The sequence below is a fragment of the Comamonas sp. genome (genome assembly GCF_036666375.1).
Classification (GTDB): domain Bacteria; phylum Pseudomonadota; class Gammaproteobacteria; order Burkholderiales; family Burkholderiaceae_C; genus Comamonas.
The window spans coordinates 15898-31338 of the sequence record NZ_JAVWWA010000057.1 but is presented as its reverse complement, the minus strand read 5'-3'; the positions used below and the strand labels follow the sequence as shown (position 1 = coordinate 31338).

The following is a 15441-nucleotide window of genomic DNA, read 5'->3' as shown; positions in this document are numbered from 1 at the left end:
AGGCGCCGGCGCGCAGTTCCTCGCGGATGCGCTCGTTGATCAGCACGTTGGAGTCGATGGCCACGCCCAGCGCCAGCGCCATGGCGGCAATGCCGGGCAGGGTCAGCGTGGCCTGCAGCATCGACAGGATGGCCAGCAGCAGCAGCACGTTGATCGACAGCGCGACCGTCGAGAAGATGCCGAACATCATGTAATAGACGCACATGAACACGGCGATCGCCACCATGCCCCAGACCACGGAGTGGATGCCGCGGTCGATGTTGTCGGCACCCAGGCTGGGGCCGATGGTGTATTCCTCGATGATTTCCATGGGCGCGGCCAGCGAACCGGCGCGCAGCAGCAGCGAGGTGTCGTTGGCTTCCATGGTCGTCATGCGGCCGGAAATCTGCACGCGGCCGCCGCTGATCTCGGCGCGGATCACGGGCGCCGTCACGACTTCTCCCTTGCCCTTTTCAAACAGCACGATGGCCATGCGCTTGCCGACGTTCTCGCGCGTGATGTCCTTGAAGATGCGCGCGCCCTTGGCGTCCAGCGTCAGGTTCACCGTGGGTTCCTGCGTCTGGCCGTCGAAGCCGGGCTGGGCGTCGGTCAGGTTCTCGCCCGTGAGCACGACCTGCTTCTTGACGATCACGGCCTGGCCGCTGCGGTCAAGATACTTCTCGGCGCCGAACGGCACCGGGCCCGAGCCCATTTCGGCCGCGCGGGCTTCGCTGGATTCGTCGACCATGCGCACTTCGAGGGTCGCGGTGCGGCCCAGGATGTCCTTGGCCTTGGCGGTGTCCTGCACGCCTGGCAGCTGGACCACGATGCGGTCCAGGCCCTGCTGCTGGATCACGGGCTCGGCGACGCCGAGTTCGTTGATGCGGTTGTGCAGGGTCACGATGTTCTGCTTGAGCGCCTGTTCCTGCACCTTGCGCAGGGCTTCGGGCTTGATCGAGGCGCGCAGGCGGAACTCGCTGCCGTCAGGCTGGCTCGTGGTCTGCAGATCGGGATACTGGTCGGCAATCAGGTTGCGCGCGGCCGTCAGCGAGGCTTCGTCGCGCAGACGGATCTCGATGTTCTGGCCTTCGCGCGAAATGCCGCCGTGGCGGATGTTCTTGTCGCGCAGGCCCGAGCGCAGATCGCCCGTGAAGGACTCGGCCTTCTTGGTCAGCGCGGCCTGCATGTCGACCTGCAGCATGAAATGCACGCCGCCGCGCAGATCCAGACCCAGGTACATGGGCTTGGCGCCAATGGCCGTAAGCCAGTTGGGCGAGCGCGAGACCAGATTCAGCGCGACGATGTAGGCGGGATCGTTGGCGTCGGGCACCAGGGCCCGCTGGATCGCGTCCTTGGCCTGCAGCTGCTCGTCGGGCGTGTTGAAGCGTGCGCGTATCGATGTGCCTTCGAGCGTCAGCGTGTCGGGCGTGACGTTCGCGGCCTTGAGCGCCTCTTCGACGCGCTGCATGACAGCCGCGTCCACCTTGACGGTGGCTTTGGACGAAGACACCTGCACTGCAGGCGCTTCACCGAAAAAATTGGGCAGGGTGTAAAGCACACCTACCAGCAGCGCGATCACGATGATCGCGTATTTCCAGACCGGATATCGGTTCATGATCGCGCTCGTATCTCTCAGAAAGCACAATGGGCTCGGCAGCCTGCGGTCAGGCGCCGGGCCGGGGTGAAGACAGCGTCTTCGACAGCGAAAAAATTACTTGACCGAGCCCTTGGGCAGCACTTGCGTCACGGCGCTGCGCTGCAGCTGCACTTCGACGCCGGACGAGATCTCGACCTGGACGAAACCGTCGGACAGGCCCGTGACCTTGCCGATCAGGCCGCCGGCGGTGGCGACTTCGTCACCCTTGGCCAGCGCGTCGATCATGGCGCGGTGTTCCTTCTGACGCTTCATCTGGGGACGAATCATCACGAAGTAGAGCACCACGAACATCAGCACCAGCGGCAGCATGCCTGTGAGCGAACCCATCATGCCGCCCTCGGCAGCGGCGGCAGGAGCGGTCTGGGCAAAAGCGGAAGAAATAAACACGGCGAAGACTCCAACAGATGGATGGGGCAAAAAGGAATTCTCATGCCGGCCGCGGGCTGCGCGCCGGATGGGTAACGGAACATTGTATGCGGGTGTTTCTCATCGGCCCCAGGGCCGACCCGCAGGCATTTGGGTATTTGGTGGCGCCGCAGGAAACAACACGCCCGCCCAGGCTTTGGGCCGGGCGGGCGTGACAAGTTCCCTTGAGGGCGCTTGGAAGTTACTGGCGGGAAGGCCGTTGACCCTTCGCCAGGGCCGTCGCGGCAAGCCCACGACAAACGCTTATTCCGTTCGTCCTGAGCTTGCCTGCGCGGCCCGGTCGAAGGATGGGCGGCCTGTCTCACAAACCGTTCAGTGCGCCACCGTGCCGCGCTGCGCCACGTCTGCAGCCGCCGCGACCGGCGCGCTCCACTGCGCCAGCAGCGCCGCACGCTTGGCCTGCGCGGCCTCCAGATGGCGTTCCTTCACATGGCCGTAGCCGCGAATGCCTTCGGGAACGCTGGCGATTTCCACGGCCAGCGCCAGGCGCTCCTGGGTCAGACCGGCGAGCAGCGCGGTGATGTCCTGGCGGTACTCGGCGATCAGCGCGCGCTCGGTGCGGCGTTCCTCGGTATAGCCAAAGACATCGAAGGCCGTGCCGCGCAGTCCGCGCAGGCGGGTCAGCACGCCAAAGGCGCTGCGCACCCAGGGGCCGAAGGTCTTCTTGCGCAGATGGCCCTGGTCGTCCTTTTTCGCCAGCAGCGGCGGCGCGAGGTGATGCACCAGCTTGTAGTCGCCTTCGAACATGTTGGCCAGCTTGGTGGTGAACGCCGCATCGGTATGCAGGCGCGCGACTTCGTACTCATCCTTATAGGCCATGAGCTTGAACAGGTAGCGCGCCACGGCTTCGGACAGGCGCGTGCCCTTGCCCAGCGCCAGTTCGGCGGAGTGCACCTGGTCGACCAGCGCCTTGTAGCTGTCGGCATAGGCCGTGTTCTGGTAGCCGGTGAGGAATTCCACGCGCTTGGCGACGATTTCCTCCAGGCCGGGCTTCTTCGCGAAGTGGATGACCTGGGTCGCCTGGTACAGCGCCTGGACTTCGGCCAGGTCGTGGGCGCAGCGCCGGCCCCATTCAAACGCCGCCTTGTTGTTCTCGATCTGCACGCCGTTGAGCTCCATGGAGCGCATCAGCGCGGCATGCGACAGCGGCACGCGGCCCTTCTGCCAGGCATAGCCCAGCAGCAGCGGGTTGGCGTAGATGCTGTCGCCGATCAGCTGCACCGCCGCCTGCTCGGCGTCGAAGCTGCCGACCAGGCCGGGGCCGACCGCGTTTTCAATCGCGCTGGCGCAGCTGCCGCCGGGGAACTGCCAGTCGGGGTCGTGCACGAACGCCGCCGTGGGCGTTGCGTGGTTGTTGAGCGCGACATAGGTGCGGCCCGGCTGCATGACAGCCAGCGTCGACTTGTGCGCCGCGACAATCGGGTCGCAGCCTATCACCAGATCGGCCTTGGCGGTGTCGACCTTGGTGGTGTAGATGGCCTCGGGCCGCAGCGCGATCTGGATATGGCTCCAGGTGGCGCCGCCCTTTTGGGCCAGGCCGCCGGCGTCCTGCGTGACCACGCCCTTGCCGTCGAGGTGGGCGGCCATGCCCAGCAGCGAGCCTATGGTGATCACGCCCGTGCCGCCTACGCCGCCGACAACGATGCCCCAGGCGCTTTCCGCCAGCGGCAGCACCGGTTCGGGCAGCGGCGGCAGCGTATTGAGCTGGCCTTTCTTCTCTTTCTTCGGCTTCTTGAGCGTTCCGCCTTCAACGGTGACGAAACTCGGGCAAAAGCCCTTGAGGCAGGAGTAGTCCTTGTTGCAGCTGTTCTGATTGATGCGGCGCTTGCGGCCGAACTCGGTCTCCACCGGCTCCACCGACAGGCAGTTGGACTGCACCGAGCAGTCGCCGCAGCCTTCGCAGACCAGCTCGTTGATCACCACGACCTTGTCGGGCGTGGCCAGCGTGCCGCGCTTGCGGCGGCGGCGCTTTTCGGTGGCGCAGGTCTGGTCGTAGATCAGCGCCGTGCAGCCCTTGGTCTCGCGCAGTTCGCGCTGGATGCGGTCCAGCTCGTCGCGGTGGAAGACTTCAATGCCCGCGGGCAGGTCGTCCAGCAGCTCGGGGTGACCCGAACGCGCCGCGCTGCCTTTCACATGGTGGGTGCGGCCTTCGTACTTGGCCGGGTCGTCGGTGACCACGACCAGCTTGACCACGCCTTCGGCGCGCAGGCTGTGGGCGATCTGCGCGACCGAATGCCCTTCGGGGCGTTCGCCCACCTGCTGGCCGCCGGTCATCGCCACCGCGTCGTTGTACAGGATCTTGTAGGTGATGTTGACGCCTGCGGCAATGCTCTGGCGAATCGCCAGCAGGCCGCTGTGGAAATAGGTGCCGTCGCCCAGGTTGGCGAACACATGCGGTTCGGTGGTGAACGGCTGCTGGCCTACCCAGGTCACGCCTTCGCCGCCCATCTGGGTGAACGTCGAGGTGTTGCGGTCGGGCATCCAGTTGGCCATGTAGTGGCAGCCGATGCCGGCCACGGCACGCGAGCCATCCGGAACGCGCGTGCTGGTGTTGTGCGGGCAGCCGCTGCAGAACCAGGGCTGGCGGTCGCCGGTCTCGACCAGCGGCGCGGCCAGCGCGCGTTCGCGCGCTTCGATCACGGCCAGGCGCTGCTCCATGCGCGCGACGATGTCGTCGGGCACGCCCAGCTTCTTCAGGCGCTTGGCGATCGCCTTGGCAATGATGGCCGGCGTGAGGTCGGCCTTGGCGCGCAGCAGCCAGTTCTGGCTGGGGTTGGGCTGGCTCCATTCGCCGCCCGAGGTATCGCCTTCGCCTTCGTCGAACTTGCCCAGCACGTTGGGGCGCACGTCGGAGCGCCAGTTGTAGAGCTCTTCCTTGATCTGGTATTCGATGACCTGGCGCTTTTCCTCGACGACCAGGATTTCCTGCAGGCCGCGCGCGAACTCGCGCGTGATCGTGGCTTCCAGCGGCCAGACCACGTTGACCTTGTGCACGCGGATTCCCAGATGGCGGCAGACATCGTCGTCCAGGCCCAGGTCGACCAGCGCCTGGCGCGTGTCGTTGTAGGCCTTGCCGCTGGCAATCAGGCCGAAGCGGTCATTCGGGCCTTCGATCACGTTGTAGTTGAGGCGGTTGGCGCGCACATAGGCCAGGGCCGCGTACCACTTGTAATCCATCATCCGCGCTTCCTGCTCCAGCGGCGCATCGGGCCAGCGGATGTGCAGGCCGCCGGGCGGCATCACGAAGTCTTCGGGCAGCACGATCTTCACGCGGTCGGGATCGATGGAGACGCTGGCCGAGGACTCGACGACTTCCTGGATGGTCTTCACTCCGGACCACAGGCCCGAGAAGCGGCTCATGGCAATGCCATGCAGGCCCATGTCGAGGATGTCCTGCACGCTGCTCGGGAAGAACACCGGCGTGCTGCAGGCCTTGAAGATGTGGTCGCTCTGGTGCGCGGCCGTGCTGCTCTTGCTGATGTGGTCGTCGCCGGCAATTGCCAGCACGCCGCCGTGCTTGGCCGTGCCCGCCATGTTGGCGTGCTTGAACACGTCGGAGCAGCGGTCCACGCCCGGGCCCTTGCCGTACCAGATGCCGAACACGCCGTCGAACTTCTTGGTGTCGGGGTAGATGTCGAGCTGCTGCGTGCCCCAGACGGCGGTCGCGGCAAGTTCCTCATTGACGCCGGGCTGGAACACGATGTCGTGCTGCGCCAGGTGCTTCTTGGCGGCCCACAGCGACTGGTCATAGACACCCAGCGGCGAGCCGCGGTAGCCGCTGATGAAACCCGCGGTGTGCAGGCCGGCGGCGGCGTCGCGCTGCTGCTGCAGCATGGGCAGGCGAACCAGCGCCTGCACCCCGCTCATGAATGCGCGGCCCTGGGCCAGCGCGTATTTGTCATCGAGAGTGACGGTCTCCAGTGCACGCCTTAGGTGCTCGGGCAGGGGGGCATTCATAACTTGTCTCCATCGAGGTGGAAAGGTGCATTTCTTGCGCCGGAAATATTCCGGGCGCAGGCACTTTGTTTTTGCTTGATCTCCCGCTCAGTGTATTCCTGAGTCAGCGATAAGTGATTGCGTTGTATGCGCTGTTTTCGCTATTCTCGGAAAGATTCTTGCTCTATATGGAGTTATTTTGAACACATTGGACAAATTTGACGTTGCCATCCTTGCGCAACTCCAGGCGGATGCGCGTTTGACCAACGCCGAGCTTGCGCAGCGCGTGGGCCTGTCGGCCGCGCCCTGCTGGCGGCGCGTGCGTGCGCTCGAGGAGGCGGGCTTCATCAAGGGCTACCACGCCGAGATCGACCGCCACAAGATAGGCCTGGGCGTGCTGGCCTTCGTGCGGCTGGACGCGGTGCGCACTTCGGGGCCGCTGACGCTGGAGACCGAGGAGGCGATACGCAAGATTCCCGAAGTGGTGTCCTGCCACTACATCAGCGGCTCGGGCACGTTCGAGCTGCAGGTCGTGACGCGCGACCTCGACAGCTTCGCGCAGTTCGCGCGCAACGTGCTGCTCAACCTGCCCAACGTCAAGGACGTGCACACCAGCTTTTCACTGGGCGAAATCAAGGCCAGCGCGGCCTTGCCGCTGGAGCATCTGCTGCGGCAGGGGGCAGGCAACGGCTACGTCCGGTAACGGAAAGCCGCGGACTTTCATGCAGGAAGCCCGCTTTGGTCGCAAAATCACGACCACATGCCAGACGAGATAACGCCCCCACAGCCCTCCGCCCGTGTATCGCCATCAGGCGATGGCGCTTCCCCATCTTCCTCGGCAGTGCGCCCGCCCGGCGGGGGCTTGCTCGAAGATCCTTCGGGCATGGCCGACGCGGACCGCGCCAGCGCCCAGGCCGCGGCCAGCCACGCGGCGCAGCACAAGGCCTCCCAGGCCGTCTGGGCGCCGCTGAGCCAGCCCACCTTCCGCATGCTGTGGATGGTCTGGGTCGCGGCCAATACCTGCATGTGGATGAACGACGTTGCCGCCGCCTGGCTGATGACTTCGCTGACCACCTCGCCCGTGCTGGTGGCGCTGGTGCAGTCGGCGTCCACGCTGCCGGTGTTCCTGCTGGGCCTGCCCAGCGGCGCGCTGGCCGACATTCTCGACCGCCGGCGCTATTTCATCGTCACCCAGTTCTGGGTCGCGGCCGTCGCCGTGGTGCTGTGCCTGGCCGTGCTGTCGGGCTACATGACGCCTTATCTGCTGCTGGCGCTGACTTTTGCCAACGGCATAGGCCTGGCAATGCGCTGGCCCGTGTTCTCGGCGCTGATCCCCGAACTGGTGTCCAAGCCGCAGCTGCCTTCGGCGATGGCGCTCAACGCGGTGGCGATGAATGCCTCGCGCATCATCGGCCCGCTGGTCGCGGGCGCGATCATCGCCAGCCTGGGCAGCGCCTGGGTGTTCGTGCTCAACGCGACGCTGTCGGTGATTTCGGCGTTCGTGCTGATCCGCTGGAAGCGCCAGCACACCGACAGCCCGCTGGGCCGCGAGCGCCTGCCCAGCGCGATGCGCGTGGGCCTGCAGTTCGTGCGCGAGTCGCCGCGCATGCGCGCCGTGCTGCTGCGCACCGTCTGCTTCTTCTTCCAGACCACGGCCATCATGGCGCTGATGCCGCTGGTCGCCCAGCGTCTGCATGTCGGCGATGAAGGCGGCGCGAGCACGTTCACGCTGCTGCTGGCTTCCATGGGCGCGGGCGCGATCATCGGCGCGACGCTGCTGCCGCGGCTGCGCCAGGCGCTGCCGCGCGAGAAGCTCATACTGACCGGCGTCAGCGCGCAGGCGCTGGCAACCATCACCGTGGCGCTGGCGCCGCACCTGGCCGTGGCCGTGGTGGCGATGCTGCTGGCCGGCATCGCGCTGATCTCGACCGCCAATACGCTGGGCGTCGCGGCGCAGATGTCGCTGCCCAACTGGGTGCGCGCGCGCGGCATGTCGATCTACCAGATGTCCATCATGGGCGGCACGGCGCTGGGCGCGGCGCTGTGGGGCCAGGTGGCGTCCATCACTTCGGTCTCCACCAGCCTGATCATCGCGGCCTTCAGCGGCGTGGTGGCCATGCTGCTGGTGCAGCGGCTGTCATCCGACCGGCAGATCGAGGAAGACCTGAGCCCGTCCAAGGCGTTCAAGGCGCCCGAGGCGACCATGGCGCCCGAAGCCGGGCGCGTGGTCGTGACCATCGAGTACATCATCCAGCCCGCGCAGACCGAGGAATTCCGCCAGCTGATGCAGGAAAGCCGGCGCAGCCGCATGCGCCAGGGCGCCCTGGGCTGGACGCTGCTGCACAGCATGAGCCAGCCCGAGCGCTTCGTCGAACAGATCATCGACGAGTCGTGGACCGAGCATCTGCGCCGCTTCGACCGCGTCACGGCCTATGACGTCTCGCTGCGCGACCGCAAGCTGGCCTTCCATGTGGGCGAGGGCCCGCCGCGCGTGACGCGCTATTTCGCCGAATCGCTCTGACGCTTCAGCCCAGCGCCCATGAGGGCGGCTGCGCATCCTCGGCGTTGGAGGCGCAGAGCACGACCTGGTTTTCACTGCCGGTCTCCGCCGCGGCAGGCTCGCCGCCCCCATCCAGCCACAGGAGGCAGCGGGGCGGTGCCGGGTAAGCCGCCGGCACCGGGGTATAGGTGATGATCTGCAAGTCGTCGAATTCCTGCGCCTCCTGAACACCATTCCTGGAGCCCGGCGGTTCTGCCGCCGCGCGGTACGGATTTTCTGGATTGAGAGTCTGGACCCGGTCGAGGAAGCGATTGATGTCGAATGCGTCTTCCACTTCGCGCGCCTGCGCCTGCTGCACCGCATGTGGCCGCGGTTTGTTGTAGATGCTGTGCCGCAGATGCGACCAGATGTCGGGGCCGTGCTGGACAGGGGGTTCCGGCACCGGCGGCGGCGCTTCCTGCTCCAACAGAAAAGCGGGCAGCGGCCGGGTGATTACCTGCTGCAACGCGTCCGAGTACCGGGGGAAGACGTCCAGTGGCTCGACAGGATCGCAGCCCGGGATGTGCAGGTCGCGCGCATTCTGGCTCGAAGGGACGGGGGCGTTGCCTGTGAAGGGCGGGGGATAGAAAGACATATGAAAGATCCTGCCGCGAAATGGTTCTTTATTCTCGGATTGCCTTTTCCGCGCCTCGGTCAGCCGGGTGCGAAGGGGGGCGACAGCCGAATGGCGACAGGGTTTTAGGATTTGGTTATCGGCAAAAAAACTCAATAGTTTTTACCAAAACTCTGCCGATTATGCATGGCTGCAGCAGAGTTCAAGGGACTCTCATGGCATGGCGTCCTGGCTGGCCACCAGCTGCACGGCAGAAAAGTCGTCCGCGACAGCGGCCGCATCGTTGCTGTCCAACGCGTCATGGGCTTCAAGTTCACGTTGCCCGGCCGTCGTCCGGCTGAGAACCGCAGGCGCGCTGCCGGGGGCAGACTGGCAGTTGGGCGGCGTCTGCATCTGCGTCTGCCAGGCATCGAGCAAGGTCCCTGACAGCGTAGGAGGCGCGCAGTCTGCCTGGTTTTCATCGAATTCTTCGAGATTTTCCCCGCGCAGCGGCAATGCAACGGCCGCGCTGGAATGCGCCACCCCCTGCGGGGATTGGAGCGCATCGTCGTCTTCTGAACGCTGGGCCACTGTGCTGAACGGCGGGGTGACGCACGCCCGCTGCGCTGAAAGCAGCGGCAGCTGCGTATCGCCGGGCTGCGCAAGCCGCATCACGTGACCCGTGCTGTCGAACTCCGGCGTGGGCAGGGGGCCGAAGGAGTGGTAGCTGCTGATGGGACTCAATTGGTGGAGTTCATGCAGATCCTCCCCATCGACAAACTTGCCGGTCGCGCAATCGAAACGAGGTTGGGCGGTGCTTGAAACAGGCGAGCCGGCGATATCCTCGAGCTGGGGAAAATGCGCTGCCGACAGGCGCATGGGCATGCTGTGGTCGGCCATGCGCTGCAGATGTATGGGAGACAGCGTCTCACCGCTCAGCCGATATTTCGATGACGAGGGCGTCACCAGGTTCGCCGGGCACTCCTGCCATGTGATTTCAAAGTGCGTGCGCTGCGGCTCCACGGGCCTGACGGTGAACGGATGCTGCAAATGCTGCAGAGGATTGTCGTGAATCAGCGGCGGTGGCGGGCAATGGCTGTCATCGTCCTGCACCGGCATTTCGCTCGCGCGACCCGGGTTCCGCGTGAGCACGGGATCGAATTCGGGTGGGGTACCGGAAGGCGTGGCCTGCGTCAATGAATTGGTGCGGAGTTTCGGCGGCATATGGAATGGGAGTGAAGAGGAATGGAAGCGGGCAAAGCCATTTCCATTTTCCGGTCCCATTCCATGCCGCTGTGGTCGGCAGCACCCGTATCCACGGGTCGGCGCGCAGGATGCACGCGTGTAAGCTTTTGACTATTTATTTATAAAATCAATAGTGTTTTGCTATTAATTTCGCGGCGGCATTATCGGCTGGCGCTGCCGGGCGTCAGATGCCGCGGCCAGAACGTCCACAGCCGCAGGTTCTGCTTGAGCCGCCCCGCAATCTCGCCCGCTTCGGCACCCCAGCCCGTGAAGTAGTCGGCGCGCACCGCACCCAGGATGGCGCTGCCCGTGTCCTGGGCGAACACCATGCGGTTGAGCGCCACCGTCGGGCCGGGTGTCGACAGCCAGACCGGCGTGCCGTAGGGAATGCTCTGGCGGTCGACGGCGATGGAGCGGCCCGGGGTCAGCGGCACGCCTAAAGCGCCCTTGGGGCCGAACTCCGCGTCCAGGCCCTCGAGCGCTTCCTCACGGAAGAACACATAGCGCGGATTGCTCCACAGCATTTCGTTGACGCGGCCGGGGTTGGCCGCGATCCAGGCGCTGATTCCGGGCCAGGTCGCGTCGCGCACCAGGTTCTGGTCGAGCAGCCAGCGGCCCACGCTCTTGTAAGGCTGGTCGTTGGTGCCGGCATAGGCGACGCGCACCAGGCGCACCTGGCCGTTGGGCTCGGTCAGGCGCAGCCGGCCCGAGCCCTGGATATGCAGCACCAGCGCGTCGATGGGATCGCGCAGCCAGGCGATCGCGCGGCCGGCGAGCGCGGCCTGGGCTTCGGGCAGGGTGTCGATCTGCTGGCGCGAATACCAGGGCTTGCGCGTGCCAAAGCCCGTGGGCAGCTGGTACAACGGCACGTTGTAGCCATTGCCGGGCAGGCGCGCGGCGTCGAGCTGGGGTTCGTAGTAGGCCGTCAGCAGGCCGTCGGGGCTGCCGTTGCTCGCTTCCACGCGGTAGGGCTGGAACTTGGCCAGCATCCAGGCGCGCTGCTCGTCGCCGTTGGCGATGCTCAGCCGGCGCACTTCGCTGCACAGTCCCGCGAATGCCGGCGTCGGGCGCTCGCAGTTCTTCACCCAGGCATTCCAGGCTTCGTGCAGTGCGTCGCTTTCAAAGCCCGGCAGCTCGCTCCAGGCCACGGGCAGCCAGCGGCTCTTGGGAAACGACACCGCCGCGGCCGTGATGGGCGCCGGAGTGCTTTGGGAGCCCTGAGGACGCAGCTCTGGAATGGGCGAAGGATCGACGGTCGGAAGGGATGTGGTGGAACACGCGGCGAGCGTTCCTACAATCAACGCCATTGACGCAAGGCGCAGGAGGTTGAGATTCATGGGGCTGATTTTGCTTGAAGCGTTGCTGGCATTGATCGTTTTGATCGCAATTGTCTGGTGGACCATGTTTTCCGGACGAAAACGCGGGGAACTCGCGCCGCCGGATTCGGAGGAAGACCCGCCGCAGCCGCCGGGGCCGCGGCCCTGATGCGCCAGGCCTGGCGGTTGTCGTGTCTGTCCTACGGGCGTCGACATCCGGGGCTGATACGCTGGGGGACAATTGGTTTAACACGAGGGCACCTGCCCCCGGCAGGCGTTTTACGTGCAGTTAGCGCCCGGATCATTGACGTGAAGGAGTTCATATGCGCAAAAATATTCTCGTGGCCGCAACGGCTGCAGTTCTGCTGATTTCCGGCTGTGCCAACACCGGCATGTCCGACACCCAGCGCCGCACGGCCACGGGTGCGGGCGTGGGCGCCCTCGCGGGTGCGGTGCTGGGCTCGGCGACCGGCGGCAAGGCCGGAACGGGCGCGCTGGTGGGCGCGGGCGTGGGTGCGCTGGGCACCTACATCTGGTCGCAGAACATGGAAAAGCAAAAGCGCGAGATGGAAGCCGCGACGCAGGGCACGGGCATCGCCGTGACGCAGACGCAGGACAACCAGCTCAAGCTCGACATTCCCAGCGACATCTCGTTTGACACCGGCCGCGCGGACATCAAGAGCAACTTTGCTCCGGTGCTCGACCGTTTCGCCGATGGTCTGCGCAACAACGTCAACACCGACGTGCGCATCGTGGGCCACACGGACAGCACGGGCTCGGACGCCATCAACAATCCGCTGTCGCTGCAGCGCGCCAACAGCACGCGCAATTACCTGACCAGCCGCGGCGTGGGCGGCACGCGCATCCAGACCGAAGGCCGTGGCTCCTATGAGCCCATCGCGTCGAACAGCACCAACGAAGGCCGCGCGCGCAATCGCCGCGTGGAGATCTATGTGGGCGAACGCCCGCGCTAAGCGCTGATTGCAGCCATGCCCCAAGGCCCCGAAAGGGGCCTTTGTCGTTCCTGGACAGGCGCTAGACGTCGGTTCTCAGCAGATTGGCGAGCTCCACCGCCGACTTGACCTGCATCTTGTCGAACACGCGCGAGCGGTGCACTTCGACCGTGCGCACGCTGATGTCGAGCTGGTCGGCAATCAGCTTGTTGGGAATGCCTTCGACGACCAGACGCATCACATCGCGTTCGCGCTCGGTCAGGTCGGTCAGGCGATTGCGCAGCGCGTCGCGCTCGCGCATGCGCGACAGGTGCTGATCGGAGGCCGCGAGCGCCTGCTCGATGCGGTCGACCAGCGCGTTGTCGGAAAACGGCTTCTCGCAGAAGTCGAAGGCGCCGCGCTTGACGGTGTCGACGGCCGTGGGCACGTCGGCATGGCCGGTGAGAAAGATCACCGGCATGGCCGCGAGCTGGCCTTCGGCGAGCAGCTGGTTGAACAGCGCCAGGCCACTCATGCCCGTCATGCGCATGTCGAGCAGCAGACAACAGGGATGGCGCGCGGGCGACTGCGACTGCAGCATGTCGAGAAACGATTCGGCGCAGTCGAAGGACTCGCTGAGCAGGCGGCGCGAGCGCAGCAGCCATGCCAGGGCTTCGCGCACATCGGCATCGTCGTCCACGATGTAGACGGTGGCGTTTTGTACGGGTTCCATGGGATCAATTCTGAGGTGGAGCGGGCAGCGTGAAACTGAATACCGTACCACGCGGAAGGTTGGGGCTGTGGCGCAACGTCCCTCCGTGCTGCTCGATCACGGTGCGGCACAGGCTCAGCCCCAGTCCCATGCCTTCCTCGCGCGTGGTGAAGAACGGCGTGAACAGCTGTTCGGACACGGCTTCATCGATGCCGCTGCCGCAGTCGATCACGGAAAATTCCAGCCAGCTCGCATGCGCGCCGCTGGTGCTGTGGCGCACGCGCAGCGTCAGCTCGCGCGGCTGGGTTTCGATGCCGTCCATGGCCTGGGTGCCGTTGCGCGCGAGATTGAGCAGCACCTGCTCGATCATGGTCGGATCGCACAGCACGGGCGGCAGGTCGTTGTCCAGTTGGGTGATGACGCGCACGCCGAGCTTGCGCGCCTGCATGCGCACCAGCGGCAGCACGGCGTCGATCAGTTCGCTGGCGTGCACCTGCTCGCGCGACTGGTCGCGGCGGCGCACGAAGTCGCGCACGCTCTTGATGACCCGGCCCGCGCGCTCCGCCTGGTTGGCGATGCGCTGCATCGCGGTGCGCAGGTCCTGCAGCTGCTGGCGCAGCGCGGCCGGATTGTCGCTTGCCGGCTCGTGCTGGCCCAGCATGTTGAGCGAGCCCGCCGCATAGCTGGCGATGGTCATCAGCGGCTGGGTCAGCTCATGGCTCAGCAGCGAGGCCATCTCGCCCACGGTCGCCAGCCGCGCCGTCGCCTGCAGCCGCTCCTGCGATGCGCGCGAGAGCTCCTCCATGCGGCGCTGCTCGCTGATGTCGAGGAAGGCGCTCATCCAGCCCGTGTGCCGGCCCTGGGCGCTGATCAGCGGCGCTTCGAAGATCAGCACCGGAAAGCGCGTGCCGTCCTTGCGCATGAACACCGTTTCATAGCCTTCGCGCGACGGCGGCGCCTTGCCCGCGAGGCGCTTGAGCTGGCGCTGGTGGTATTCCTGCGACAGCTCGGGGGGCCAATACGGCGCGAAGTTCAGCCCGAGCAGCTCTTCCGAGGTAAAGCCCACCATCTCGCAGAACGCGGGATTCACATAGCTGATGCGGCCCTTGAGGTCGCGCGCGCGCAGGCCGGTGATCAGCGAGTCTTCCATGGCCTTGCGAAACGCCAGCGCTTCGCCCAGGTCGCGCTCGGCGCGCAGCCGCCGGCGGTTGTCGCGCACCAGGATCACCAGCACCGTGCCCAGCGCGATCGACATGGTCGTGACCAGGGCCGTGAGCACGTTGGGGAACACGCTGGGCGCGCGGTGCCAGTGGTCCAGCCGCAGCACCAGCATGTTGCCCGGCAGATCGAGGATCTGCTGGGCCGTGAACACGCGCGTGCCGCGCCAGGCCGCGCCGACCAGCGCCAGCCGCGTGCCGTCGGGCTCGGTGAACGAGACTTCCTGGCTGTGCGCGAGGTTCTTGCTGACCTGGTTGACCAGAATGCTCTGCAGCGAATAGGTGGCGATGATGAAGCCGTCGACGCGGCCGCTGTGCGACAGCGGCAGGCAGACTTCCATCATTTCCGAGCCCAGGCCTTCATTGAGCAGCTGGAAATAGCTGGGCGAATACGCGGGGCCGTTGAGGCGGCGCGCATTGGCGCAGGTCATCTGCGCATGCGACTGGCTGTCGTCGCGCAGGCCTTCTTCCCACTGCGTGGGCCGGTAGGGGGTTTCGGCGTACGACTGCAGGCGCACGCGCGCGTCGCGCCATTCGATGCGCAGGATCTCGCGGCGCACCTGCAGCACTTCGGCGGCGCGCGCGCGCCATTCCTGCGGATCGCTGGACTGGGCGCTGAGCGCCTGCAGGTCCTGCAGGTTGCGATTGAGCGCGGCGCGCACATCGGCCACGGCATTCGCGGCATCGCGTTCGAGCCGGTCCTGCACCTGCACCGCCTCGTAGCGGCCCGCGAGCCAGACCAGCGTGATCAGCATGCTCACGACAAGCACCACCAGCACGGTCCACAGCGACCAGCGCCGCCAGGCGCTGCGCCAGCGGCGCCAGGGCCAGCGCGGGGGCGCGGGTTCGGCTTCGGCGCCGGCCTGGCTGCCCTCGGGGTAGCTCGGAAAGGACATCGCGTCGGGCAGGGGCGTCGGAGCACTCATCGG

12 protein-coding genes are annotated in these 15441 nt (G+C 66.0%); 4 read left to right on the top strand and 8 right to left on the bottom strand.

Annotation, left to right across the window (positions count from 1 at the left end; translation table 11 throughout):
- The 3 genes from secD to RR928_RS14630 form a co-directional block, all read right to left on the bottom strand.
- Positions 1 to 1594: protein translocase subunit SecD (gene secD, locus RR928_RS14640; protein WP_332683093.1), on the bottom strand; the 1594-nt coding region annotated here is incomplete at its 3' end.
- Between the two features lie 96 nt (positions 1595 to 1690).
- Positions 1691 to 2023, bottom strand: coding sequence for a preprotein translocase subunit YajC (gene yajC / locus RR928_RS14635; protein ID WP_213295176.1), 333 nt, complete (start codon positions 2021 to 2023; stop codon positions 1691 to 1693).
- Positions 2024 to 2374: 351 nt separating this feature from the next.
- A complete protein-coding gene (locus RR928_RS14630) occupies positions 2375 to 6019 on the bottom strand; it encodes an indolepyruvate ferredoxin oxidoreductase family protein (RefSeq protein ID WP_332683090.1) in 3645 nt (1214 codons plus the stop codon).
- 178 nt (positions 6020 to 6197) lie between these two features.
- Between RR928_RS14630 and RR928_RS14625 the strand changes: the two genes are divergently transcribed.
- Entirely contained in the window at positions 6198 to 6701 is a 504-nt protein-coding gene (locus RR928_RS14625; RefSeq protein WP_332538363.1) for an Lrp/AsnC family transcriptional regulator, read from the top strand.
- A gap of 57 nt (positions 6702 to 6758) precedes the next feature.
- Positions 6759 to 8519: an MFS transporter gene (locus RR928_RS14620; protein WP_442881514.1), complete on the top strand. Its 1761-nt coding sequence runs from the start codon at positions 6759 to 6761 to the stop codon at positions 8517 to 8519.
- A gap of 4 nt (positions 8520 to 8523) precedes the next feature.
- Here RR928_RS14620 and RR928_RS14615 read toward each other — a convergent pair whose 3' ends face one another.
- The 3 genes from RR928_RS14615 to mltA all read right to left on the bottom strand — a co-directional run bounded on the left by RR928_RS14615 (position 8524) and on the right by mltA (position 11738).
- Positions 8524 to 9132, bottom strand: a complete 609-nt coding sequence (locus RR928_RS14615; protein ID WP_332683088.1) for a hypothetical protein — start codon at positions 9130 to 9132, stop codon at positions 8524 to 8526.
- Positions 9133 to 9324: 192 nt separating this feature from the next.
- Positions 9325 to 10314, bottom strand: coding sequence for a hypothetical protein (locus RR928_RS14610; RefSeq protein WP_332549628.1), 990 nt, complete (start codon positions 10312 to 10314; stop codon positions 9325 to 9327).
- 182 nt (positions 10315 to 10496) lie between these two features.
- Entirely contained in the window at positions 10497 to 11738 is a 1242-nt protein-coding gene (gene mltA, locus RR928_RS14605; protein WP_442881513.1) for a murein transglycosylase A, read from the bottom strand.
- Here mltA and RR928_RS14600 point away from each other — a divergent pair.
- Complete coding sequence (locus RR928_RS14600) at positions 11671 to 11820, top strand: hypothetical protein (protein WP_332538358.1); 150 nt, start codon at positions 11671 to 11673, stop codon at positions 11818 to 11820. The genes mltA and RR928_RS14600 overlap by 68 nt on opposite strands.
- Positions 11821 to 11974: 154 nt before the next feature.
- Complete coding sequence (locus RR928_RS14595) at positions 11975 to 12625, top strand: OmpA family protein (RefSeq protein ID WP_213295191.1); 651 nt, start codon at positions 11975 to 11977, stop codon at positions 12623 to 12625.
- A 61-nt stretch (positions 12626 to 12686) separates the two neighbouring features.
- Here RR928_RS14595 and RR928_RS14590 read toward each other — a convergent pair whose 3' ends face one another.
- On the bottom strand, positions 12687 to 13316 hold the full coding sequence (locus RR928_RS14590) for a response regulator transcription factor (protein ID WP_332538357.1): 630 nt from the start codon (positions 13314 to 13316) through the stop codon (positions 12687 to 12689).
- Between the two features lie 4 nt (positions 13317 to 13320).
- Positions 13321 to 15408, bottom strand: a complete 2088-nt coding sequence (locus RR928_RS14585) for a two-component system sensor histidine kinase NtrB (protein WP_442881515.1) — start codon at positions 15406 to 15408, stop codon at positions 13321 to 13323.
- Positions 15409 to 15441 lie beyond the last annotated feature (33 nt).